22 protein-coding genes are annotated in these 21,951 nt (G+C 49.0%); 11 read left to right on the top strand and 11 right to left on the bottom strand.

Annotated features, from left to right (window positions below):
- The first annotated feature begins 1 nt into the window (after position 1).
- Positions 2-739, top strand: a complete 738-nt coding sequence (locus ACHZA2_RS01525; RefSeq protein ID WP_319578226.1) for a class I SAM-dependent methyltransferase — start codon at positions 2-4, stop codon at positions 737-739.
- Here the strand turns inward: ACHZA2_RS01525 and ACHZA2_RS01520 are convergent.
- A complete protein-coding gene (locus ACHZA2_RS01520) occupies positions 711-914 on the bottom strand; it encodes a hypothetical protein (protein ID WP_319578225.1) in 204 nt (67 codons plus the stop codon). The two genes, ACHZA2_RS01525 and ACHZA2_RS01520, sit on opposite strands and share 29 nt — an antisense overlap.
- Before the next feature lie 45 nt (positions 915-959).
- On the opposite strand from ACHZA2_RS01520, the gene nikR reads away from it, so the two are divergent.
- Positions 960-1,415: a nickel-responsive transcriptional regulator NikR gene (nikR, locus tag ACHZA2_RS01515; protein ID WP_319540540.1), complete on the top strand. Its 456-nt coding sequence runs from the start codon at positions 960-962 to the stop codon at positions 1,413-1,415.
- A gap of 62 nt (positions 1,416-1,477) precedes the next feature.
- On the top strand, positions 1,478-2,122 hold the full coding sequence (locus ACHZA2_RS01510; protein ID WP_319578224.1) for a tetratricopeptide repeat protein: 645 nt from the start codon (positions 1,478-1,480) through the stop codon (positions 2,120-2,122).
- Between the two features lie 62 nt (positions 2,123-2,184).
- Here the strand turns inward: ACHZA2_RS01510 and ACHZA2_RS01505 are convergent, their stop codons facing one another.
- On the bottom strand, positions 2,185-3,408 hold the full coding sequence (locus tag ACHZA2_RS01505) for a site-specific DNA-methyltransferase (RefSeq protein WP_319578223.1): 1,224 nt from the start codon (positions 3,406-3,408) through the stop codon (positions 2,185-2,187).
- A 75-nt stretch (positions 3,409-3,483) separates the two neighbouring features.
- On the opposite strand from ACHZA2_RS01505, the gene ACHZA2_RS01500 reads away from it, so the two are divergent.
- From ACHZA2_RS01500 to ACHZA2_RS01490, 3 genes are all read left to right on the top strand, one after another.
- Positions 3,484-6,054 (top strand): PAS domain-containing sensor histidine kinase, encoded by a 2,571-nt coding sequence (locus tag ACHZA2_RS01500; RefSeq protein ID WP_319578222.1) that lies wholly within the window; start codon positions 3,484-3,486, stop codon positions 6,052-6,054.
- Between the two features lie 66 nt (positions 6,055-6,120).
- Positions 6,121-6,537: a response regulator gene (locus ACHZA2_RS01495; protein ID WP_319540544.1), complete on the top strand. Its 417-nt coding sequence runs from the start codon at positions 6,121-6,123 to the stop codon at positions 6,535-6,537.
- Positions 6,534-7,100, top strand: a complete 567-nt coding sequence (locus tag ACHZA2_RS01490) for a CheB methylesterase domain-containing protein (RefSeq protein ID WP_319578221.1) — start codon at positions 6,534-6,536, stop codon at positions 7,098-7,100. Before ACHZA2_RS01495 ends, ACHZA2_RS01490 begins: the two co-directional genes overlap by 4 nt.
- 32 nt (positions 7,101-7,132) lie before the next feature.
- On the opposite strand, the gene cbiQ is transcribed toward ACHZA2_RS01490, so the two are convergent.
- From cbiQ to ACHZA2_RS01455, 7 genes are all read right to left on the bottom strand, one after another.
- On the bottom strand, positions 7,133-7,951 hold the full coding sequence (gene cbiQ / locus ACHZA2_RS01485) for a cobalt ECF transporter T component CbiQ (protein ID WP_319578220.1): 819 nt from the start codon (positions 7,949-7,951) through the stop codon (positions 7,133-7,135).
- The gene (locus tag ACHZA2_RS01480; protein ID WP_319578219.1) at positions 7,948-8,790 is read right to left on the bottom strand and encodes an ATP-binding cassette domain-containing protein; all 843 of its coding nucleotides are present in this window, start codon (positions 8,788-8,790) and stop codon (positions 7,948-7,950) included. The genes cbiQ and ACHZA2_RS01480 overlap by 4 nt, the downstream gene beginning before the upstream one ends.
- 890 nt (positions 8,791-9,680) lie before the next feature.
- Positions 9,681-11,528, bottom strand: coding sequence for a response regulator (locus ACHZA2_RS01475; RefSeq protein WP_319578218.1), 1,848 nt, complete (start codon positions 11,526-11,528; stop codon positions 9,681-9,683).
- A gap of 70 nt (positions 11,529-11,598) precedes the next feature.
- Positions 11,599-12,651 (bottom strand): methyl-accepting chemotaxis protein, encoded by a 1,053-nt coding sequence (locus ACHZA2_RS01470; protein ID WP_319578217.1) that lies wholly within the window; start codon positions 12,649-12,651, stop codon positions 11,599-11,601.
- 6 nt (positions 12,652-12,657) lie between these two features.
- The gene (locus ACHZA2_RS01465) at positions 12,658-13,743 is read right to left on the bottom strand and encodes a HAMP domain-containing protein (protein ID WP_319578216.1); all 1,086 of its coding nucleotides are present in this window, start codon (positions 13,741-13,743) and stop codon (positions 12,658-12,660) included.
- A 69-nt stretch (positions 13,744-13,812) separates the two neighbouring features.
- A complete protein-coding gene (locus tag ACHZA2_RS01460) occupies positions 13,813-14,043 on the bottom strand; it encodes a hypothetical protein (protein ID WP_319578215.1) in 231 nt (76 codons plus the stop codon).
- 177 nt (positions 14,044-14,220) lie between these two features.
- Positions 14,221-14,589, bottom strand: coding sequence for a helix-turn-helix domain-containing protein (locus ACHZA2_RS01455; RefSeq protein ID WP_319540551.1), 369 nt, complete (start codon positions 14,587-14,589; stop codon positions 14,221-14,223).
- A gap of 98 nt (positions 14,590-14,687) precedes the next feature.
- Here ACHZA2_RS01455 and ACHZA2_RS01450 point away from each other — a divergent pair, with 98 nt between their 5' ends.
- The 4 genes from ACHZA2_RS01450 (at position 14,688) to tpiA (ending at position 17,911) form a co-directional block, all read left to right on the top strand.
- Entirely contained in the window at positions 14,688-15,503 is an 816-nt protein-coding gene (locus ACHZA2_RS01450; RefSeq protein WP_319578214.1) for a nitroreductase family protein, read from the top strand.
- A 13-nt stretch (positions 15,504-15,516) separates the two neighbouring features.
- Entirely contained in the window at positions 15,517-16,164 is a 648-nt protein-coding gene (locus ACHZA2_RS01445; protein ID WP_319578213.1) for a flavodoxin family protein, read from the top strand.
- Between the two features lie 162 nt (positions 16,165-16,326).
- Positions 16,327-17,172: a 4Fe-4S binding protein gene (locus tag ACHZA2_RS01440; RefSeq protein ID WP_319578212.1), complete on the top strand. Its 846-nt coding sequence runs from the start codon at positions 16,327-16,329 to the stop codon at positions 17,170-17,172.
- A gap of 55 nt (positions 17,173-17,227) precedes the next feature.
- Positions 17,228-17,911 carry a triose-phosphate isomerase gene (tpiA, locus tag ACHZA2_RS01435; protein WP_319578211.1) on the top strand — a complete coding sequence of 228 codons (684 nt, stop codon included), beginning with the start codon at positions 17,228-17,230 and terminating at the stop codon, positions 17,909-17,911.
- 18 nt (positions 17,912-17,929) lie between these two features.
- Here tpiA and ACHZA2_RS01430 read toward each other — a convergent pair whose 3' ends face one another.
- Positions 17,930-19,570, bottom strand: a complete 1,641-nt coding sequence (locus ACHZA2_RS01430) for a response regulator (protein WP_319578210.1) — start codon at positions 19,568-19,570, stop codon at positions 17,930-17,932.
- 235 nt (positions 19,571-19,805) lie between these two features.
- On the opposite strand from ACHZA2_RS01430, the gene ACHZA2_RS01425 reads away from it, so the two are divergent.
- Positions 19,806-20,510, top strand: coding sequence for a hypothetical protein (locus tag ACHZA2_RS01425; protein WP_319578209.1), 705 nt, complete (start codon positions 19,806-19,808; stop codon positions 20,508-20,510).
- Positions 20,511-20,766: 256 nt separating this feature from the next.
- Here ACHZA2_RS01425 and ACHZA2_RS01420 read toward each other — a convergent pair whose 3' ends face one another.
- Positions 20,767-21,864, bottom strand: a complete 1,098-nt coding sequence (locus tag ACHZA2_RS01420; protein ID WP_319578208.1) for a transposase — start codon at positions 21,862-21,864, stop codon at positions 20,767-20,769.
- Positions 21,865-21,951: the final 87 nt, after the last annotated feature.

Raw genomic sequence — 21,951 nt, 5'->3', positions numbered from 1 at the left:
CATGAAAGACCGGGTCTCTCCTGAACCCCTTCCTCCTGCCTCTCCCTCCCTGGTAACTCCATCCTTGTCCTCTTCATTTTCACCACCTAATTCACCCTCCTCTTCTCCTGGCCTCTCGCAATTCTCACAAAGATCTGCATGGGATCGGCGGTACAGTGAGAAAGGCAGGCAATGGGGAAACGCCCCGACAGAGTTCTCCCATACCTCATCCTGTGGTACAATCCTCGAACTCGGTGTCGGTGATGGCAAGAACCTTCGTGTCCGCGGGAACAGAGATGCCTTCTTCATCGGACTTGACTTCTCACCTGCTGCTCTTTGTATCTGTAGAAGCGATCCACAGCTCGCCGGTGTTCATCTGCTGCTCGGAGATGCGTGCTATATTCCGCTTCGAAGTTCATCGGTTGATCTTGTGTATGCCCACCACATTCTCGGTCATCTCTCCTCCTTGCTTCAGCCCCTGCTGATTGAGGAAGTCTTCAGGGTTCTCAAACCCTGTGGGATGCTGGCACTCACCGTCTTTGCATCAGGTGATATGCGGGAAGGAAAGGGGGAGGAGGTTGAGGCATCGACTTATATCAGGGGTGACGGGATCATTACCAGGTACTTTACCCCGGAGGAGATCAGTCACCTTGGGCGATTCATCGTCCACACAATAAACCGGGAAGAATGGCCGTTTCCAGTCAGGGGAAAGAAGTATGTACGTGCCGTGCTCACGGCTCTTCTGGAAAAACCCGAATGAAGATCCTTCGTAACACGCTGAATGCGGCCTGATAACCATCGGTACCACCATGGAGTGTTCTGCTGCATGGCGGGATCAGGTGGTCCGGGTACTTTCGTCGCTGCTGCGGCTTCTCTGAACCATTTTTTTTCAACAGGTATGGATCTCCTGCATCACCCAGGTCATGAATCTGCATACTGAATAAGAAAAAATTATACGAAATGACTCAAATAGTACTCTTATGCCTGACTTACTATCTGATCATGAAGTCGAAGAACTCCAGGAGAACGATCTCTCACGTATCGGAGTTTCTCTTCCATCAAATCTTCTCAACAGCTTTGATCAGATCCTGAAAACCAGGGGCTATTCATCCAGATCAGAAGGGATCAGGGATGCTATCAGATCCTATATCAGGTATTACAAGTGGATGGCTGACATCACCGGTCCACGCCAGGGAGTTATTACCATCGTATATGATCATCATCAGCGTGGACTTATCGCCTCGATAACCGATATTCAGCATGATTACATGGGTCTGATACAGGCATCGCTTCACTCTCATGTCTCGCACAGCCGTTGTGTCGAGGTCCTGCTTGTGAGGGGAGATGCGAAAGAGGTCAAAGAGGTGGCAGAACGCCTGATGGCACAAAAAGGTGTCGAGACCGTCAAGCTCACGACAATTCCACTGGAAGGGTAGGCACCCTGTCTTCCCCTCACTTCCGGGATATCTGGATATCAGATCCTGATCAACTATTCTCTATGTTCAGATTCTCATCTCTTATCCTGTTCATTCTTCTCACAGCCCTTGCCGTGAGTGCCTGCTCTCCAGTAACTGCTGTAGGGATTCGCCATGACAATATCGGAGCTGTCCAGCTCTACAATTTGGCTGTTGATGAGGCAACGGCGGGAAACTACACCCAGGCAGAGAACCTCACCGCACAGGCACTCTCGATTCAGCCAAATTTTACGCTGGCACTTGTCACCCGTGCAAGTGTACTCATGAATCTCGGGAATATGACTGGAGCACGTGAAGCCCTTGATAAGGCAATGCTACTCGAACCACAGGATGCAAGTGTCCTGGCAACCATGGCTTCATTCAAACAGCAGACCGGAGCAGGACGCGAGGCCCTCTCGTATGCGACAAAAGCCCTTGAAGCAGATCCGAAGCTTACAGAGGCATGGATCATCAAGGGGACAGCCCATGGTTCTCTTGGAGAATTCGAAGAGGAACTGAACGCATCAGAGCAGGCACTTGCTCTGGCCCCTGATAATACGCTGGCACGTACAAACAAAGAGTATGCAACAAGGATGCTGAACCAGTCAAAGAAGTCACCGGTAAGCCCGGTGATTCCTGTTATTGCTCTCCTGGCAGGAGTCGTTCTGGCTGTTGGGCGGCGCAGGTAAACTAGGCCAGAACCAATACGTTTCACATATTTCTATTATAACTGAACGAATCAGATCAGGATTCAGATAAGACTTGACTGAATCCCGCTTCTCTTCTCTTTTGCCACCCGCTCCCGGGCGGTTATACAGTACTCCTCTGATACGTCGATGCCGATGTACCTCCTGCCAAGCCGGGTTGCAACCGTAGCGGTGGTACCTGCTCCGCTGAACGGGTCAAGCACGATATCGTTTTTAAACGAAAAGAGTTTCATGCACCGTTCAACCAGATCCTCAGGAAACATAGCAGGGTGATCGTACTGTTTCATCCTGCGTTCAGGACCTATCGACCACTTCGCCACAACCCATGACTTGAACTCCTCGTCGGTGATATCAATATCCTCTTTTCGACCAGTTTTTTTGAGATCGCCTTTGCAGAATACCTCGATAAATTCCCAGGTATACTTCAGGTACGGACTTGACGGACTCTTCCAACTACCCCACGAGGTGTACTTACAGTTGTAGTTGTTCTTCTCCCAGAGGATCTCTCCTTTCCAGATCATCTTCTGCTCCATGAAGAACGAGGATATGAGATGATGAAGAGGGATATAATCAGAGAAGAGCGGCTGGACATTGACAATGAACCTCCCTCCGTACGCGAGTACACGGATACCTTCTGCAAACACTCTGAAGAGCTTGTCAAGATATGCAGTCCAGTCGACCCCGTCATCTGTCTTGTCGTACTCCATCCCGAAGTTGTACGGTGGCGAGGTGATGATCAGATCTATACAGTTGTCAGGAAGTGACCGCAGAATCTCTTCACTGTCTCCACAGATGATCGTGTTTTCAATGCCTTCCGGAACAAGGTTTCGTGCCTGCGAGAACTGATGATCCCGGGCGTAATAGTGGACTCCCCGCGTAGATTCCTTCTCTTTCCTGTCTGAAACCTTCCGCTCATCTGCATATCCGATATAGATCCGCTTTCCGTACCTGATTCCATAACTCCCGATTGAAAGGATCTGTTTCAGGAGTAAGCCCACCGGATCGGAGTGACCTTCCTGTGCATACCATTCTTCAATACCGGTCTTCTCCCTGGTTTCCTCGAGAATCGTGTTAAAGGAGTCGGGATCAAACGATGCCAGATATGCACAGACGAGATCACTTTCTATCGAAAACTTCAGGTCCTGTGGTGGGAGAGAGTGGTTCAGTGCCCTGATGAATGCCAACTCTTCAACTGATATCTGGCGATCTACCTTTACGGTCAGTTTGAGATACCCGTCAATCTCTTCGATCTTCCTCCGACGACCCATACTTCTCCTGATATACCTGTTTGAGGTCTTTCCAGATATGCACATGAGTCATGTTCCTCTCTGCGCTGAGTCTATATGGGGGCATGGCAGAGTATTGAACAAAGACCCTTAAGCAGGGATGTAATGAGCGGATATGGAACGATGGAGATGACCCCCCCCCCTCTGCATGAATGGCTCACCGCTCTGCTCCCTTTTCTCTCAGATCCATTCTGTATCCTAGATACCAGCCTGCGTGTGAAGTATGCAAATCCTTCGTTTCTCTCACTCTTCCCTGACCGGTTGGCAGATGTGACTGATCAGCCTGTTGACCGGGCGTTCAGGTGGGACGGCCCGTTCAAAGACGTTCCTAAAGTTCTTCAAAGGATATCAGTCTCGTCTGAATCACCTGTTGAATACCCTTTTTTCAGATCAGACTCTGGTAGTCCCGGGGAGAAGGCATTTCTCACGGTTACCCCGGTCAGGACCGCAAATGCAGGTCAGTCATCCCGGGTAACCGGTATCCTGCTGACTGTGTCAGGCACTGCACACCAGTGTGCACTGTGGGATCAGCAGTCCCACGCAACTCCGCTCCTGAATATTATCCACGAGGTCGCAGCATCGGATCAGGTATCGTATCCTGGCAGGCTGGTCCAGCAGGTAGTGAGCAGGGCAGGTACACTCCTCCAGGTCCCGTTCATCTCGTTTCTAGAGTTCAGCCCTGATGATGATCTGATTCCTCCCCGTGAAGATCCGCTCTGGTCGCGACGGTACGGGTTTCTCATCGGAGAAGGATGGGATGATCTCCCGCAAAAGGATCTTCCCGGGTTCAGGCAGATCAGAGAGGCACTCACTGTTCATCCGTACCTGACTTATACCCTTGAGACTGTTCCAAGTGCCCTTCAGCCCATCATGATCGGGAGAGAGGTTTCAGTGCTTCTCATAATCCCAGTTCTACATGGAAGGGATGTGTATGGTTGTTTTCTCCTCTGGGGCACGGAGGAGACTCTTACCGAGTCTGAAATAACAGCTCTCAAGTCCATAGGCAGGATCGTTGGTGCCGGTATGATGAAGGCAAGGGTTGAGACCGATCTTGCACAGAGCAGAGAAAAGTTCAGGAGCGTCATCGAGCATATCGGTGACATGTATTACCGCACCGACAAGGCCGGTATCCTCCTTGAAATCAGCCCTTCTATGGCGACAGCACTCGGGTACCGTTCGCCTGATCTCCTCACCGGCATGAGCATGGAGAACCTGCTCAAGAATCCTGACACCTGGCCGGTATTTCTCTCTGAAGTCCTGAATGGAAACGGGGTCAAGGATTATGAACTGATCCTGAAAGGTCAGAACAGGGTGATAAGCGGCTCGGTCAGTTGTCGCCTGGTCTATACCGAGGAGGGAGATCTCCAGGGGATCGAGGGTGTCATCCGTGATATCTCGAGGCGAAAGCAGTATGAGCAGCTGGTCCACGAGTCTGAGTGGAAACTAGAACAGGCAGGCAGGATTGCAAAACTCGGTCTCTGGTCCTACGATGCCGGACTGAAGACGTTCAGGGTATCGCCTGAGGTTTTCACAATCCTGGTTCTTCCATCTGATATGAACATAATCACCCTTGATGACCTGGTTCAGATCGCATCAGACCCTGATAAGCCACAACTTGTGAAGCATTTTGAAAGTGAGGCTGCCAGCAGTGTCGAGTTCGGGTTTGACATCAGGATCGATCTCCCTGCTGAGAAGTTTAAGTACATCAGGATACACGGTCAACCCAGGATCAGGGGAGGTGTGGTAACCGGATCATTCGGCATTCTTCAGGATATTACTGAGCGGAAAGAGGTCGAACAGCACCTCCTCAAGTACGCAAACCAGCTCGAGCAGAAGACGCTTGAACTTGATGCGATGCGGAGCCAGCTCCTTGACATGAACAGGGAACTTGACCAGCGGGTTCGCATCCGCACAACCCAGATTGAAGAACTCCTTCGCCAGAAAGACGAGTTCATCATGCAGATCGGGCACGATCTCAAGACTCCGCTGACACCGCTGGTTGCCATCCTTCCCTTTGTAAGGAAGAAGATCACAGATCCCGAACTTGTGGAACTCTTGGATGTCTCGATCGAGGATGTGAAGACGATCAGGAGGATGATCACAAAGATCCTCGAACTCGCACAGATGAATGCCCTGTACTCGCTCTCTGACATGCAGCAGATCAATCTTCACGAGGTACTGGATCAGATCATCTCTGACAACGCCTATTTGATCCACCAGAAGAGTCTGAACGTGAGAAATGGCATCCCGGACTCGTTCTCTATCATGATGTCGCCGATGCATCTTGAGACGCTGATGGGCAACCTCATCGGGAACGCTGTCAAGTACTCGTATATCGAAGGCTCCATCGAAATCGCGGCAGAAGAGAAGCCTGAATCGATCTGTATCAGGATCACTGATACCGGAATAGGTATTGCATCAGATGTTCTGCCCAGGATCTTTGACGAGTTCTACAAGGCAGACTCCTCACGCCATGATCTGAGTTCACACGGGCTTGGTCTGGCCATCGCCCAGCGAATTGTTGATATTTATGGAGGTATCATCAAGGCAAGAAGCGAAGGGCCGGGAAAAGGTTCAACGTTTTTAGTGAACCTGAAAAAAGTCCCTCAGTTCAAGAACAGTACCTAGGTGAGCAAGGGCATTATTAGGAGAGAGGCGAATTATTCAGAAGAACCATAATGGGATGTGTGTCTGATGGGAGATGACAATTCAGGAATAAAGGTGATGATTGTTGATGATGACACCCATGTCAGGATTGCAGTCCATACCATCCTGGATGATGCCGGTTTTGATGTTGTAAGTGCAGAGAGCGGAGCAGCATGTCTTGACCTGCTTCGGTCCGGGTTTTCAGGGGTCATCCTTCTTGATATCATGATGCCTGAGATGGATGGGTGGGACACCATCTCCAGGATCCTTGAACACGATCTCTTTCACAACATCATCATCCTCATGCTGACCGCAAAGAGTGTTCCTGATAATAAGATGATTGGGCTTCAGGAGTGGGTGCAGGATTACGTGACCAAGCCCTTTGACTCTGATGACCTGGTGGGCAGGGTGCGGTATTACGCAGGATTTCTACCTGGAGATGAGGGTCAGGACTCCGTTTCATGAAGATAGCGATTATCGGCTCTTCTACCGGTGGACCTCACATCCTTGAAGAGATCCTGACCGGGTTTCCCGTTGCCCAGGCTGCCATCATTATCGTACAGCATCTTCCCGGTGCATTTACCCAGACATTCAGAAGCCACGTCGCGGGTATGACCCGGATGGACGTTGTTCTTGCAGACGCCGGAGTAAAGCTTGAAGAGGGGAAGATCTATATTGCACCTGCAGGCAGACACCTGGTCCTGGAACAGAACCGGATGATCCAGCTTGACGACGGCGAGAAACTGCACGGAGTGAAACCATCGATCGATCGAACGATGCTATCTCTTCAGAAAATTGACGGGGACCGGTTGCTCGGGGTTGTACTCACCGGTATGGGCCAGGATGGCGCAGCAGGTATTACCCATATCAGATCGCTCGGTGGGTATACCATTGTGCAGGATCCTATTACAGCCCCTATCAGAAGTATGCCCCAGGCAGCCCTTGATACCGGGAAGGTCAGGGAGATCCTCTCCCCTAAGGAGATCACAAAGGCCCTGAAAAAATTTGGATCAGGCTATCTGGTCTGATCCCTGGCTCTCTTCTTTTTTGAATCACGTTCTTATCCATGCATAAGGTATGAGGCTGCTGCAATTGCAGGCATTGCGATCCCTAGCGTTGAGAACACAACCAGATCTATCTGGCTCAGAGGTTTTTTCTGCAGGTGGTCAAGAGCGTGACTTCCATATCCACGGCAGAGCATTGCAGAGTAGGTCCGTTCACCCTGTTCGTAAGCCCTGAGAAAGAGTACTCCCATCGCGTATCCGAGTGTCTTGAGCCTGTATTGGTACGGGAGGTTTTTGGCCCAGGGATCAAAGTTCCTTCCCTGGAGAGCATGGTGGATCTGGGTGAACATGGTTGCAAACAGGAAGAGGTACCTGATCATCATTCCAAGTGAGAGGGCCATCACTGATGGAAGGCCGAGCCTTCGTCCTGCTTTGAGCAGTTCCTGCACCGGTGTGGTGGAGGAGAGGAGCAAGATGGCACTGATGCAGAGAAGGAACTTGATGAGCAGCAGGGTTGCGAACTCGACCGACTCGTAATACACCGGGAAGAACGGGAACGGAAGTGGCACCTCTGTTGCTGTCTGGTAATGGCTGTTTTTGAAGAATATCTGGAAGAATATGATGAAGAATCCGAACGGCAGGGTCATGACAAACCTGGTGAGATAGGTCTTCACCGGCAGGGTTGAGAGGGTCCAGAGTCCGGCAATTATCAGGCCGAATGGGACTGCGATATAGATAACCCCCCAGGAGAGCGGGTATGAGACGACCAGAACGATCATCAGCAGGACAAGGAGAAGCTTAACCCGTGCATCAATATTATGGGTGAATGAACTGCGGGAAGCATCCCATTCTATCGCAGTCAGTTCGTCTATCATCGTGTTCCCGGTCTGTCAGCGATGAGTGAGAAGAGTGCCTGTTCGACATCCTCGAACCGGTACCCTGCCTTAATTGGGACACCTTTACTCTGTAGTGAGGTGACAAGCCTGGTGAGGATGGGAACATCAAGTCGAGCTCTTGAGAGGAGGGAGATGTCAGCAAATATCTCTTCTACCGTTCCCTGTCCGATCACCTCTCCGGCATGCATGACGTAAACATACCGTGCAAGGTCAGGTACAAGGTCCACGTGATGGGTTGAGAACATCAGCGAGATCCGTCTGGTCTGAACAAGTCTTCGCAGCAGGTCGATAAGTTCCCTGATACCAACAGGGTCAAGGCCTGACGTTGGCTCATCAAGGACAAGGATCTCAGGGTTCATGGCAAGAATTCCCGCAATGGCAACCCGCTTCTTCTCCCCTCCTGAAAGATGATGAGGCGGCCGGTCGGCAAGATGCTCGATCTCAAGGAGCTGGAGCGACTGTTGCACCCTCTCCTGGATCACTTCAAGAGGTAGACTCAGGTTGGTAGGGCCAAAGGCGATATCTTCCCTGACAGTCGGAGCAAAGATCTGGTCGTCAGGGTTCTGGAATACCATACCGATCTTCTGCCTGACAAGACGCAGATTCTCTTTTGAGACTCGTTCTCCGTCTACCAGTACTTCACCGCTTTTGGGTGTGATGATCCCGTTGAAATGCTTCATCAGCGTGCTTTTGCCTGCTCCGTTAGATCCCAGCAGGGCAACACATCCGTTGCGAGGCACGGAGACTGACACGTTATGAAGGGCAGTTATGCCACCATGATATTCGTACGTGATCGACCGTGTCTCTAGAATATTCATACGCTGTATCCTGAGAGTAGGTTGTCAGGATATTACTGTTTTACGGAATGTATGAATGACATAACTGTTTTCATCCGGTTCTGCATAATCTCTCTTCTTTTAATGTGGGGGTATGAGATGGTTTGTCGCAATAAAGAAGGTGGGATCAGGTATTCTTCGTAAAATTGATCTTCTTTATTATCCTGTATCACCAGTGATCTCTCTTCATGATGCCTGGTGATGATATCAGTGGTACCCTGCTCTTGATATCTGACACATCTTGTGATCAAGTTGTAATACGAAATTGAGAATTCGCATACTCATTTTTAGTTCATAGTGTGTTGGTCAGGATCATTGCGGAGCTGCGGAATTTTCCGCAACGAAAAGGAGCAATTTAACCAGCCTTTAGGGTATAATAATAAAAATAATAATTATTTATGATCATATTGCGGAAAAAGTGAAAACACACAGTAAGGATTTCATCTTGCACCTATACACTCTCTCATGTGTGTGTTCTGGAACTTTCCGCAACTGATGATCCAACTCTGCGATTGGGGGCTAAATTAATCTTAATTTTTGAAATTGGGCACAAATATCCCGACGGCAGTATCCGCAATATCTCCGCAACATTCCGCAATAAGGAGATCATTCCGTAGTCAATTGATATTATCATGTACCGGGATCTCAACCCGGGTTACACGTTGAAAATATACAGCCAAGTCTTGTCAAATCGAGTTCTTTTTATTTGTCCGCTTTTATATGAACGATTCAATCAAGTACTGTACTCTGTTTCATGTACAATCGTGAGAATGGTTGTTCCATTCTGGTAATGCTCATGAAAAAGAGTACATCTACAACGTTGTCTTCAGATCCTCATAATAAAACCAGATCAGGTAGATGACACACAGAGATCATTGTAGTATATAGGATCCCCTCGGGATGATCATCTCAAAGCAGGCACCTGCCCCTTCAGATCCGATCTCCCTGATTGATATCCCGGTGAGAGCAAGGATCTCTCTGATCAGAAACATCCCAAACCCGGTGTTGTTCCCAAACCCTTTCTCAAAGATCTTCTCTTTCTCATCAGGAGAGATCCCGACTCCGTTATCGGACCACCGCAGCCTCATGGCACCATCGTCTCTCTGATCAGCCGTCACCCTGATCTTCGTAATCTCTCCCCCATGTCTGATTGCATTATCAAGGAGATTCTCGAACACCTTTGGCAGGAGTGGATCTGCAAAAATGGTGAGCCCGCTGACCTCGTTCTGTACCGGTATCCCGTGGGAGGTTAGGAAGTCTATCGTCTTTTTAACATTCTGCCATTCAGGTTTGTTCACCCCGAGATCCTGGTAACTCCTGGTAAACTGGATCTGCCGATGAATGATCGATGTCGCCTCCTCGATCCGCTGAAGCATTTTTCTCTGACCGTCAGGCATCTTCTCTGATGCGACAATATCGAGGTAACTGAGAATGATATGAACCTGATTGAGGATGTCATGGCGGGTGACATCAGAGAGGAGGTTGAGTTTTTTGTTTGCAGTTGCTAGGGCGTTTACGGTAACCTGCAGGGTCTGTGCGTACCGCTCAAGTGCCTCTTCTCCTTCCTTGCGCGAGGTGATATCTGTCAGGACGCCCAGTATGACATCAGAACCCCGGTACGGAATCACCGTTGCCTGGACCATGACGTCAAGAACAGTGTTGTCTGACTTTACAATTCTGACCTCGTAGGGCGGGACATCTTCCTGCATAAACCTGCGTTCAACCTTCTCCCTGACAATTCTGTGATGTTCCGGGAGCAGATACTGATAGATCAGGTTTCCAACCGGGTTCTTCTCTTCAGCCCTGAGCCCTGCAATGCCTGAACTGTTGATGTAGAGAATCTTCCCTGTCCTCTCATAGATCATGACATAATCCGGGAGGTTGTCAACAAGCCCCCTGTTAAATGCTTCACTCTCCCGTAGTGCATCCTCAGCCCTGACCCGTTCGGTCAGATCATGATAACTCCAGACCCGGCCCATAACATTGCCATCACAGATCTGGGGCCTGGCATGTGACTCGATCACCCTTCCATCCCTGAATGAAAGAAGGACTGGTTGACTTGTGCCAGACGTTTTTCCCTGCACCATGGGGTCCGATCCCGGCTTGATCTGATCTGAAACCAATGCCCAGATCTCTGCCCCCGTCTTCCCTTCAACCTGACTCTTTTCAAGGTTGAACATTTTGAGGAATCGCTCGTTATGCCCCACGATCTCCCTGTCCATCGTCTCGACGAGGATACCGTCCTCGGTTGCCTCAAGTGTTGCCTTGAGCAGCGAGAGCATCTTTCTGTTCTCTGCCTCGCTGATTCGCAGGGCCTCATCTGCCTGCTGCTTTGCAATAATCTTGCTGAGATTCATCCTGAGAGCCAGGAACTGCGGGGCCGGATCTTCTCCTTTCACCAGGTAAAAATCAGCACCCGCATTCAATGCATCAATTGCAACCTCTTCGCAACCTTGCCCGGTGAAGATAATGAACGGAATTGAATTGCCCTGGCTTCTGATGATCCTGAGCAGGTCAAGCCCGTCCATTTCAGGCATCTGATAATCTGCGATGATGGCAGAGAATGACTGCTCCCTGAGCATATCGAGGGCCTGCTGACCTGAATCAACTGACACTACTGAGTACTCCGGGTCTTCGGTCAGATAATGAGAGATGATATTCTGAAACTCCCGATCATCATCGACCACCAAAACTCTGAGTTCAGTAGGTTTCCGATACATTGACAGTCTCTATGATTATGAACCGTATAAAGGATTCTTCAGGCCTGTGTAAGATCCCACCTTCTCCCGGTTATACCGAGAAATGAGAGATCTGATCAGAGATTCCATCAACTGCCCGGTTGAGTGCTTCCATGTGGGATGCAATCTCTTCTGTAGCTGAGTTGGCTCTTGAGGTTGCTCCGGCGGAGTCGTGACATGCCTCGGCTGCCTTGCGAATGTACCCATCAACCTCGTGAATCCTGCCTTTTACCTCTTGTGCGGTACTAGCCTGTGCCTCGGCTGATGATGCAATTTGTGATATCCCGCCTGATATCTTCTGAATTGAACTTATTACCCTGTTAAAACCATCAACCGCTTCTCCGAAAGCCGCACCCTGTTCTCCTGACTGGCGGACAAGTGTCTTTTCTATTGACAATGCCCTCTTGATCTCTGTCTCCAGCTTTGAGGTTATATTCTGAATCTCGGCTGCTGCCTGTTCAGCATTCATGGCAAGGCCCTTGACCTCACCTGCGACTACAGCAAATCCTGCTCCCGCCTGACCTGCACGTGCCGCCTCTATTGCAGCATTCAGAGAGAGAAGATTCGTCTGTTCGGTGAGGTCCTGGATCTTTCTGCTGATATCTGTGATCTGGGCCATCTGATCTGCGATGCCCCCGATGATCATCGAGGTGTCATGCACAGACGACTGAACGGCTTTCATCGCCTCACGTGCCTCAATAGCGAGTTGTTGTCCTGATTCGGCAACAACAGATCCTTCTGACGAAATTTCAGCGACCTTTGCACTCTTTTCTGCGATCTCGGATGTTACAAGAGCAATCTGATCCATGGAGACGATAACCTCTCCCATCGCCTCTGCTATCTGTTCTGTCCTGGTGCTGATCATATCGCTCCGGTCAGCAAGAAGATGAGTATCCTCGGTCATGGACTGGGTCTTCCCGAGTACTGATCCCGCCATTGATGAGAGGGTTCTCATCTCGTCCTGGATCACCTCGATCGCCTCGCCCACCTGCTCACCTATGCCGGCAATTGAGTTCCTGAATGTGGCAAACTCTCCTTCGACCCTGATAGAGGAGTTGAACCGTGCCGAGAAGTCTCCTGATGAATACCGCTCAGATACCCTCATCGCCTCTCAGATAGGTGTGCGGATCCAGGCGATGAGTTCGTTGATTCCGGCGGCTAGTTTCTTGAATTCTTCATCAAACCGCTCTTCATCAAGAGCAGACTCCAGGTTTCCCATCTTCACAGATTCTGCTGTCATGATGATGGCCTCGTTGAGATCCTGTTGCGCCTGAGCATGTTCTGCGAGTTTCTGCTCCCTGTTAACCAGAATCCGGATAAGGCTGTTGAACTCGGTGTTCACCTTTCCGATCTCGTCCTGACTGATGACAGGTATCTGAACGCTCTTATCCCCATCAGCAAGGCGTTTCATGCCCGTGATAAGATATTTGAGTGGGGCCGTAATCCTGCGGGAGGCTGTGAAGAGAAGAATGAGTCCGACCGCTATCATCAGGCTCGCAACCGCGATAAGCTGAAGAATCAGGGCATTTGCATCTCTGGTGATCTCCTCTTCAGGAGTCAGCACTGCGATAGTCCATGGTTTTTCTCCTGACCCTATCCGGACCGGTACCTGGGTGATACTCGTCCCACCCTGGGAAGTCTTGTAAACACGGGCTCCTCCACTCTGTTCAATGGCCTGGCTTATGGTTTCATCAGGAATGAGCCCGGTGAAATGAGTTCCTACCAGGTCAGGTCGCCGAGTTGCCGCTGCGATCTCTCCTTCCGGTGTCACCATGACCATCATGCTTTCACTGCTTTCCGGGAGGGCATCCACTTTGGCTTGAAGAAAGTCCATAGCGATGTCTGCACCGACGACGCCAAGAAATTCTTCCCCTACGTTCACCGGTGCGATAACCGAGGTCATCAGGACCTGCTCGCCCTCGATCTCATCCAGGTATGGCTCAAGGAGCACTGCAGACCCTGCATCTTTGGCTGACAGGTACCAGTCTGCAGAATAATCTACCGATTCGTCTTCTTTATACTCATATTCGGTGATCGTGCCGGTATCATCACGGAACCAGTCGGTCTCGTACCTTCCGTTGCTGTCATATGGGGCAATCCCTTCAAACTCCCTGTCCTTCCCGTCAAATGCATTCGGCTCCCAGGTTGAGTATATCTGGATAAAATGTGGATTTGCCTGGAAGACCGACTTAAGCATCTGCGTTGGAGTATCCTGTGTGATAACGGTTCCACTGCTTTTTATCCCCGCCAGTGCATCTGCCAGTGACTACACGGTCGAGAGCGACCTGATTGTATCTGATGAGAAGCCTGCTGCAGCTGATTCGGCTGTTGTCACCTGTTTAGCCTGGGTATTCTCTAATGCCACCGAATGAACCGATACCGCTCCATATCCGATGATGAATGCTGAGGTTGCAAGCAGTGCCACTGCTCCGAGAACCGTGATCTTCCATCTGATGAAACCAGAGACCGTATTTCGAAGTGAACGTATGACTCCCATACCAGCACAGACCCCCGAGAGAGGATGAGAACTTGTGAACACTTCTAGATATAATCTCTGCCTGAATGACTGGTTGAAAATGACGTGGAGGTTTCAGTGATTTTATGCATTCAAAGAATGCCTGCTTTCCACTCCGGTGCATCCGTTTTTCCGTTTGAGAAGCAAATGACGTATTCTTTATTCGCCTGCCCGAACAGTTCTGCCTGCTTCATATCCACTCATCCCTTCAGGTGGATGGCGGAATTTTCCTCCCCATATAAGCATCTCATCAATGATCGGAAGTATACCACGTCCCTGTTCGGTGAGGGCATACTCCACCCGTGGTGGAACCTCGGGGTAAACAGTTCTGGTGATGATCGACTCCTTTTCAAGATCCCGGAGATGTTTGGTGATGGTCTTTGAGTTGATTCCACACATCCTGCCCTGAAGTTCAGAAAATCTGAGTACGGAATCACGGAGATGCCAGATGATCATAAGATTCCATTTACTCCCGATGACATCCACCACTGCGTCAAGTCTGCACTTGGTAACTTTTTCGCATTTCACTAAATATTCCTCAATAGTTACTATTTGGTTATAGTATTACTAAACCTCTTCTGATATCTATAATAGAGTATAAGAAAGATTCTTTGAGCAGAGCTTCTATGACGATAACTGTTGAGAATAAAACCTGCACCAGATGCGGAGTCTGCGCTGATATATGCCCCATGGGCATCATTCACCCTCCGGCAGATGGTGAGAGCCCTTTTGTTGCAGATTCGCAGTCCGGGTGGTGTATTTCCTGTGGGCAGTGTACTGCATTCTGCCCCTCCGGAGCCCTTACCCTGCAGAAGGATTCTGGTCTTGCACCTGAGCCTGCATGGGATGGGGACGGTGTTGCTCCGGATATCCTGATGTCATACCTGAAGAGTCGTCGCTCAATCAGGAATTTCAAGAGTGAGCCGGTTCCGAAGAAGACTATCGAGTCACTTCTTGATGTTGCACGATATGCAGCCTCGGGTGGGAACGGGCAACCGGTCCAGTGGCTGGTCATCCATGATCCGGAAAAGGTGCAGAAGGTTGCCGAAGCAGTCGTCGAATGGATGCGTACACTTGTCGGGAGTGATCACCCGATGGGCAGGTATGTCCCATCCCTCATCGCTGGATGGGATAAAGGTTCAGATCCCATCTGCCGGGGTGCTCCTCATATCTTGATACCCCATATTCCAGAGGATAATCCGATGGCACAGACCGACGGGATCATCGCCCTCACCCATGTAGACATTGCAGCTCCAGCGTTCGGTGTCGGGACATGCTGGGGGGGATTCGTGGCGATGGCATCCCAGGCATCACCAGATGTTCGCGATCTCTTTGCCCTTCCAGCCGGAAGAAAACCGCTGTATGCATTAATGTTCGGGTACCCGAGGTACAAGCCTGCATACATCCCTACAAGGAATGAGGCCGTGATCACCTGGCAGTGAAGAGGCGAATATTATGAAGATTATTGCAATAAATGGAAGTCCCAGAAAAACCTGGAATACAGCAACACTGCTACAGCATGCCCTGGACGGAGCTGCTGCACAGGGAGCAGAGACTGAACTGATTCATATTTATGATCTTGACTATAAGGGCTGTACCAGCTGCTTTGCCTGTAAACTCAAGGGTGGCAAGAGTTATGGGAGATGCATCCTCCGTGATGATCTGACTCCTGTGTTGGATCGGATTGCACATGCAGATGCCCTGATCCTTGGTTCACCCCTTTACTTCGGAACAGTCACCGGTGAGATGCGATGTTTCATGGAACGGCTCATGTTCCCGTATCTGGTCTACGCCAGGCCTCCGCAGTCTCTCTTTGAGAGAAAGATTCCAACCGCATTTGTGTATACCATGAACGTCAGTGAAGGAATGACTCATGAGGCCGGGTATGACGTGCATTTCAAGACCAATGAGTCAGTGCTTGAACGATTGTATGGCTCCTGTGAATCCTTCTTTTCCTACGAAACGCTGCAGTTTGAAGACTATTCAAAGGTCGTCTTCAGCTACTGCGATCCAGCAGAAAGAGTTGAGAGGAGAAAGACTGTGTTTCCAAAGGACTGCGAGCGGGCGTATGATCTTGGAAAACGACTCATGCAAAAGACATAATCACCCAGATTCTCCCTTTTATGTCATGAAGCCCGGTCAATCAGTATCGGGTTTTCATGATAGATCCCTGTTTTAACTCCGCGACAACGGGTGAGTATAAGTAGAAGGTACATACATTATCCAGTAACCAATCTGTATCGCTCTGAAGGGTGGGTCCTCATCATGAAACGAAAGATAATCACGATCGACGAGGAGAAATGCACCGGATGTGGCCAGTGCATACCTGACTGTCCTGAAGGAGCCCTCCAGCTCCTTGATGGAAAGGCACGGCTGATCAGCGATCTCTTCTGCGACGGTCTTGGTGCCTGTATCGGAACCTGTCCAGAAGAAGCAATATCTGTTATTGAACGCGAGGCAGGAGCATATGACGAAAAAGAGGACATGAAGAACATTGCCCGTCAGGGTGAGGCGGTTATCAGGGCTCACCTCGAACACCTTGCCGGGCATGGGGAGATGGATCTCTATCACCAGGCGCTGGCATCCCTGCAGGATATGCATATCGATGTGCCAGTTCACCGGGGAAGTCCTGATCATGCAGGACAACAGCATCACCACAACCCGTTTGCTGCCTGTCCGGGATCAGCGGCAAGGACCATAGAGCATACGAGGCAGTCGTCACAAGCTCCTGTCCATGCAGAGTCTGAACTACGGCAGTGGCCTGTTCAGCTTAAGCTTCTCAATCCAGCGAATCCGTATTTTGAGAATGCAGATCTGCTCGTGGCAGCAGACTGTGTCCCGTTTGCGTATGCAGACTTTCACCAGACGTTACTCAAAGACAGGATTTTGATCATCTTCTGCCCTAAACTGGATTCAGATATCGAGGGTTACATCACCAAACTGGCAGAGATACTAAAGATCCATACGATCAGATCCATCACGACTGTGCATATGATCGTCCCCTGTTGCAGTGGTGTTACGTATGTGGTCAATGAGGCACTGAAACTATCAGGAAAAGAGATACCTGTTCATGATATCACCATCACCCTTCAAGGGACCATCGCAGAGTGAGCCTGGGATCTGACCTACCCACGTATTTATACAACCCGGGTTCTAATTTATCGGTATGGCACACCATACGATCAAATCCCCTGTGGTCCTTGTTAACCTCAAATGTTACCAGGAGTCAGTGGGTCACGGTGCCCACCGGATAGCACAGGCAGCACAGGAAGTTGCAGAAGAGAGCGGCGTCTCTATTGGCCTTGCACCAATGTACATGGATATTCACCCGATCAAGCATCATTTTGATCTTCCTGTTTTTGCCCAGCACATCGATCCAATAGCCCCTGGTGCTCACACCGGACGCATTCCTCTCACTGCAGTAAAAACTGCAGGCGCAGTCGGATCACTGGTAAACCACTCTGAATATCGCCTCTCGATCGCAGATATCGAAACAAATGTACTGGCTCTTCGTAAAGAAGGGATGATATCGTGCGTCTGTTCAAACACGGTTGCCACAACCTCTGCCGTTGCTGCACTCGGCCCTGACTATGTTGCCATCGAACCGCCTGAGCTTATCGGGGGAAAAGTATCAGTTGCCGAAGCAAATCCTGATATTATCACCGGATCGGTTCAGGCAGCCTTGAAGGCAAATCCTGAGGTAAAGGTTCTCACCGGGGCAGGGATCCACTCAGGAAAATGTGTGAAGACCGCTGTCGATCTCGGAACCGTAGGTGTGCTTCTTGCATCAAGCGTGGTAAAAGCAGAAGACCCCGGTGCAGTACTGCGTGATCTGGTCTCACTCCTGTAACGACCAGACAAAATAGGGTTAATCCTGATAATGTTCGTCTATGGTGAGGAGCACTTCGGTGATCCGTAGTTCCTCGTCATAGTACGGCTGAATACTATAATAGAGAGTCTTTTTTGCACTGGCTTTGGTGCTGTACTCACACCGCCCGTGAATGGGCTGTCTGAGTGCCTGGGCTTTTGAGAAGTCGGTGAGCAGACCGATCTCTCCGAGTCCTGGTATCGAGTGCAGATTCATTCCCCGCAGCGAGCCGCTCATTTTTCCCAGCAGTTCTGAAGCCCGGTCATTTGACTCATGGATCTCCCCGCCGGGTCCGCAGGTCAACAGGCCGATATGGATATGATGAAAGATACCTGCGTATCGTCTCCGCTCTACGATGAGGGCCTTTGTTGCCTCCCTCTCTGCAGTGACATCGTGTCCGATCCCGACAGACCCGATGAGTTCACCGGCCTGATCATAGAAGGGGACCTTCCTGATCTCAAGATCAACCTGCTTGCCATCCACGAGTACTGATTCATCCCTTGCTTTGCTCTCTTGTTGGGATGTGACATCCGGCTGGGTCAGGATACCGGTTGAACAGGGGAGTTTCTGTGATGCTTCCTTGTTTTTGAACATGTACCTGCCATGCAAATCCCGTGCCCAAAGCATGTCAGGTACGGTATCGCAGAGCTGACGCATCATGGAGTACATGGACTCGTACTTCTCTTTCCCTGACAGGAGTTCTGAGTGCATCTCCTCCTGGTGAAGTGCAGATCCAACGATGGAAGCTGCTGCCTGCAGGGCATCAACCTCAACCACTGCCCACTTGCGTTCGGTAAGACAGTCACAGAACCAGATCATCCCCCTGACCTTTCTGTCAGCAATGATTGGGAACGCTGCTATCGACCTGATATTCTCCTCGTTGATGAACCTGTCTGCAACATCAGAGAAGTTACCTGCAGATCCTACAACCGGAGATCCCTGCAGGATCTTCTCTTCCCAGCACGAGTCGCTTCCCGGGCATAAGATCAGCCCCTCTGCCGGCTCCGGATCTCCAAGCCTGCTCCATCCACAGAGACGGTGATACCGCTGATCAAAAGGGTTGTGTGGATCTTCCCTGAATACCAGCACCATGTCCACCTCGGTTGCAAGCCCGAAGAGGGTCAATGATTCCTTCAGGGCTTTCTTGAATGCCTCGCCTCCGAGGAAAAGAGTGGCAACCAGGCTTACTGCTTCAAGGATGGCATCCCTACGCTTCAGGGCGAGCCTTGCATTATGCTTGGTTATTGCGTAGTCAACCTTATGATTAAGTTCGGCAAAGAGGGTCTTTGTATCCCCTCCTTTCTGGATAAAAAAGTCTGCACCTGTATTGATAGCCTCGATAACCACGGTCTCCTTACCACGACCGCTGAAGAGGATGAAGGGTATTTCAGGATCAAATGAACGGATCTCTTTCAGGAGTTCGATCCCGTTCATTGTGGGCATCTCATAATCTGAAATTACACACGAATAAGAGCCTGATCTCAGGAGAGCAAGAGCTTCTTCTGCGTTGTAGACCACATCAACCCTGAATCGTCCCCCCCGTTCAAGGCACAGTCTGGTCACGTCGCAGATCATCGGCTCATCATCCACATGAAGTACCCGTTCATGTGCAATAGCGGGAACGTCTGCCTGATTATTCATGTATTGGGTTTGTTACTCGGTTTTTCATCAATTGAGTAGAAGATTTATGAGGAAAATCAGATGGAATACTTGATATTGTTTGTGGAATGCCTTACATATCAAGATGCGTTGCAAATATTAATAATCAATGAGTAAACATATTTATCCGCTTCTTCTAATACAATATCGACCCTGGGTGTGGATCTAAAAATTTCGGAAACGAAATATTATCATACCTGACATCAACATAGAATTGATGAGAATATTACCTGCTATTTTCATAATACTCATATTACTTGTTTCATCCACCTCGTTTGTATCTGCTGCTCCTGCCCCTCTGCAGAATCAGTCAGCCAAGGCTCTTATTCCTGCTGTAAATACATCTCCAACGCAAACTTCTCCGACAGTACATGCAAATGCAACCGCGGCTCCGGCTGTCCCGGCCCCAGCCAATGCCTCTAACAAGACTCCGCCTGCCCAGGTAAACTCTTCGCGTGTCCAGGCTGCTTCAGGTGATCAACAGTTTCTCTTTCTGATGAACCAATACTGGATTCCTGATCTTTTTGATATCAAGGGCCGTATGGACAGTTCTGCAACATTCGGGGCCGATCTTCCGCAGATGCTGAACCTGACAGCAGATTATGCCAGGATACGGCTGAACAAGAACATCAACGAGACGAATGGATACTCACTCTCTCCCCCGGTCAGCAACCTGCGGACTGAGTACCAGAATGGGGCTGTCCGATGCACGAAGGTTATTGACAGTATCATGGCATTGAACCGGAGTTCAGAAAAGTTCGGACAGGATGTACCTACTCGTACAGCTGCCCTCTCGTTGTATGGAACCTGGCTTGAGTACCAGACTATGAAATGCTACATTCTCCCGAACATTTCCTATCCCGACATTGCCACAGTACCCCCTGACCAGTTCATGCAGGTCATGGGAGCAATCACCTCATGAGGGAGATATCTTTGTTTCCTGAAAAAATGGGAACTGGTAGGAGGCTGTCCAATGAGAAGATGTAGATTGGACAGATTGTCAATCAAATGATTCGCTTTTTGTCGAACTACCAATTTTTACAATAGAATGAAAGATACACGCACTGCAAAGGATGGGAATCAACATCCAAACTACCCAAAATTACAGTTGAAAGACGAAAAATAACTAAAAACTCGATAGCATTCGCTACTTAATGGGATATCTGTATTTTATTTTTTCAGTAATATTTTGATAGATCCTGACCCTTTCCTTGGTTTTTTACTAAATTTGCAAGTAATACAAACTGATATGAAATGAGATTCAATGTCATGTAAAATTCTTTAGATCTTTTCTGAATCCATTTTACACTGAAATTAAACATTCGTTTCATGTGTGAATGAGTTCTTTCACAATCTGCCCTTGATTTGTATTCAACTCTGAAATTTGGATTAAGTAAGTTCTGATTGCGAAGATACATCCCAACCTGTTTCTCCCTTCCGTTATTCGTGAGAAATAGTAGTTTTTTCTCAATAGAATCTCGAATGTCTCCCCCTTTCTTCCACATTTTATTTACCCAATGATCAATTCTCTCAATTGTCCCCTCTATGTTCAAAATTGCGTTCTTGCTTGGATCGATTAGTGGCTGAATTCTGAAAATTTTCCAGTATCTCGCATAAATCATGAAGGAATCATAGCCACCATCAAGTTGAACTTTGATCATGCTTGGATTCATTGTACCAACAATTTCAGCTAATGGGATTGCATATGGGGAATCATGAGCATTACCTTCAGAAAATATTCCATACAGTGGAAAGTTGTTTAAATGAAATATGTGATATTTGTGCATCCTGCAAGCGTAATGGGGATTATATTCAGCATATTTATCATATCTTGAGGCTTCAATAGGGGTTGAATCAACCATTCCGTGACCATTCTGAATAGATTGACATGCAATGGCTCCGTTTAGGTACATGATCTTCTTAAAGCCGTCTAATCGCAAACGATTGTAAGCAAAATCATGTAAATTACTTGCAGAGGGAATATGATATCTTCCGGGCTCTATTTCAGGAATTCCAAGAGCAATGCAATCTTCAAGTGTTAGTGATTTGATGAATTTTCGATAGGATTGTTTTCGAAAGGAATGGACAATCAAGAGTTTGAATAATAATATTGGTGAATATAACCATTTTCGAGTTTGGCTGTAATTGAGATGGTTGTGCAATTCAATTTCAATCTGGGTAAGATCCATTTTTCCAAGTAATGTACTGATTGAAACACTATTTGTTGGATTTACAGTCCCATGTAATGTCCTTTTTTCGTTTGAGCCAACGAGCATAGAGGCCAGTTTCAATAGTATATAATGTTGCCGAAATCGGTCCCACGGCAATTAACGAAATGAAAAAAGAGTGGAGAGTCGAGAAAT

Source organism: uncultured Methanospirillum sp., assembly GCF_963668415.2.
Classification (GTDB): domain Archaea; phylum Halobacteriota; class Methanomicrobia; order Methanomicrobiales; family Methanospirillaceae; genus Methanospirillum.
The sequence above is the reverse complement of the archived record's forward strand: the minus strand, read 5'-3'. Positions and strand labels throughout refer to the sequence as shown.

Coding starts and splice junctions, on each gene's coding strand:
- ACHZA2_RS01525 (WP_319578226.1), top strand. CDS start 2: ATGAAAGACCGGGTCTCTCCTGAACCCCTTCCTCCTGCCTCTCCCTCC.
- ACHZA2_RS01520 (WP_319578225.1), bottom strand. CDS start 914: ATGCAGATTCATGACCTGGGTGATGCAGGAGATCCATACCTGTTGAAA.
- nikR (WP_319540540.1), top strand. CDS start 960: ATGCCTGACTTACTATCTGATCATGAAGTCGAAGAACTCCAGGAGAAC.
- ACHZA2_RS01510 (WP_319578224.1), top strand. CDS start 1,478: ATGTTCAGATTCTCATCTCTTATCCTGTTCATTCTTCTCACAGCCCTT.
- ACHZA2_RS01505 (WP_319578223.1), bottom strand. CDS start 3,408: ATGGGTCGTCGGAGGAAGATCGAAGAGATTGACGGGTATCTCAAACTG.
- ACHZA2_RS01500 (WP_319578222.1), top strand. CDS start 3,484: ATGGGGGCATGGCAGAGTATTGAACAAAGACCCTTAAGCAGGGATGTA.
- ACHZA2_RS01495 (WP_319540544.1), top strand. CDS start 6,121: ATGGGAGATGACAATTCAGGAATAAAGGTGATGATTGTTGATGATGAC.
- ACHZA2_RS01490 (WP_319578221.1), top strand. CDS start 6,534: ATGAAGATAGCGATTATCGGCTCTTCTACCGGTGGACCTCACATCCTT.
- cbiQ (WP_319578220.1), bottom strand. CDS start 7,951: ATGATAGACGAACTGACTGCGATAGAATGGGATGCTTCCCGCAGTTCA.
- ACHZA2_RS01480 (WP_319578219.1), bottom strand. CDS start 8,790: ATGAATATTCTAGAGACACGGTCGATCACGTACGAATATCATGGTGGC.
- ACHZA2_RS01475 (WP_319578218.1), bottom strand. CDS start 11,528: ATGTATCGGAAACCTACTGAACTCAGAGTTTTGGTGGTCGATGATGAT.
- ACHZA2_RS01470 (WP_319578217.1), bottom strand. CDS start 12,651: ATGAGGGTATCTGAGCGGTATTCATCAGGAGACTTCTCGGCACGGTTC.
- ACHZA2_RS01465 (WP_319578216.1), bottom strand. CDS start 13,743: ATGCTTAAGTCGGTCTTCCAGGCAAATCCACATTTTATCCAGATATAC.
- ACHZA2_RS01460 (WP_319578215.1), bottom strand. CDS start 14,043: ATGGGAGTCATACGTTCACTTCGAAATACGGTCTCTGGTTTCATCAGA.
- ACHZA2_RS01450 (WP_319578214.1), top strand. CDS start 14,688: ATGACGATAACTGTTGAGAATAAAACCTGCACCAGATGCGGAGTCTGC.
- ACHZA2_RS01445 (WP_319578213.1), top strand. CDS start 15,517: ATGAAGATTATTGCAATAAATGGAAGTCCCAGAAAAACCTGGAATACA.
- ACHZA2_RS01440 (WP_319578212.1), top strand. CDS start 16,327: ATGAAACGAAAGATAATCACGATCGACGAGGAGAAATGCACCGGATGT.
- tpiA (WP_319578211.1), top strand. CDS start 17,228: ATGGCACACCATACGATCAAATCCCCTGTGGTCCTTGTTAACCTCAAA.
- ACHZA2_RS01430 (WP_319578210.1), bottom strand. CDS start 19,570: ATGAATAATCAGGCAGACGTTCCCGCTATTGCACATGAACGGGTACTT.
- ACHZA2_RS01425 (WP_319578209.1), top strand. CDS start 19,806: ATGAGAATATTACCTGCTATTTTCATAATACTCATATTACTTGTTTCA.
- ACHZA2_RS01420 (WP_319578208.1), bottom strand. CDS start 21,864: ATGCTCGTTGGCTCAAACGAAAAAAGGACATTACATGGGACTGTAAAT.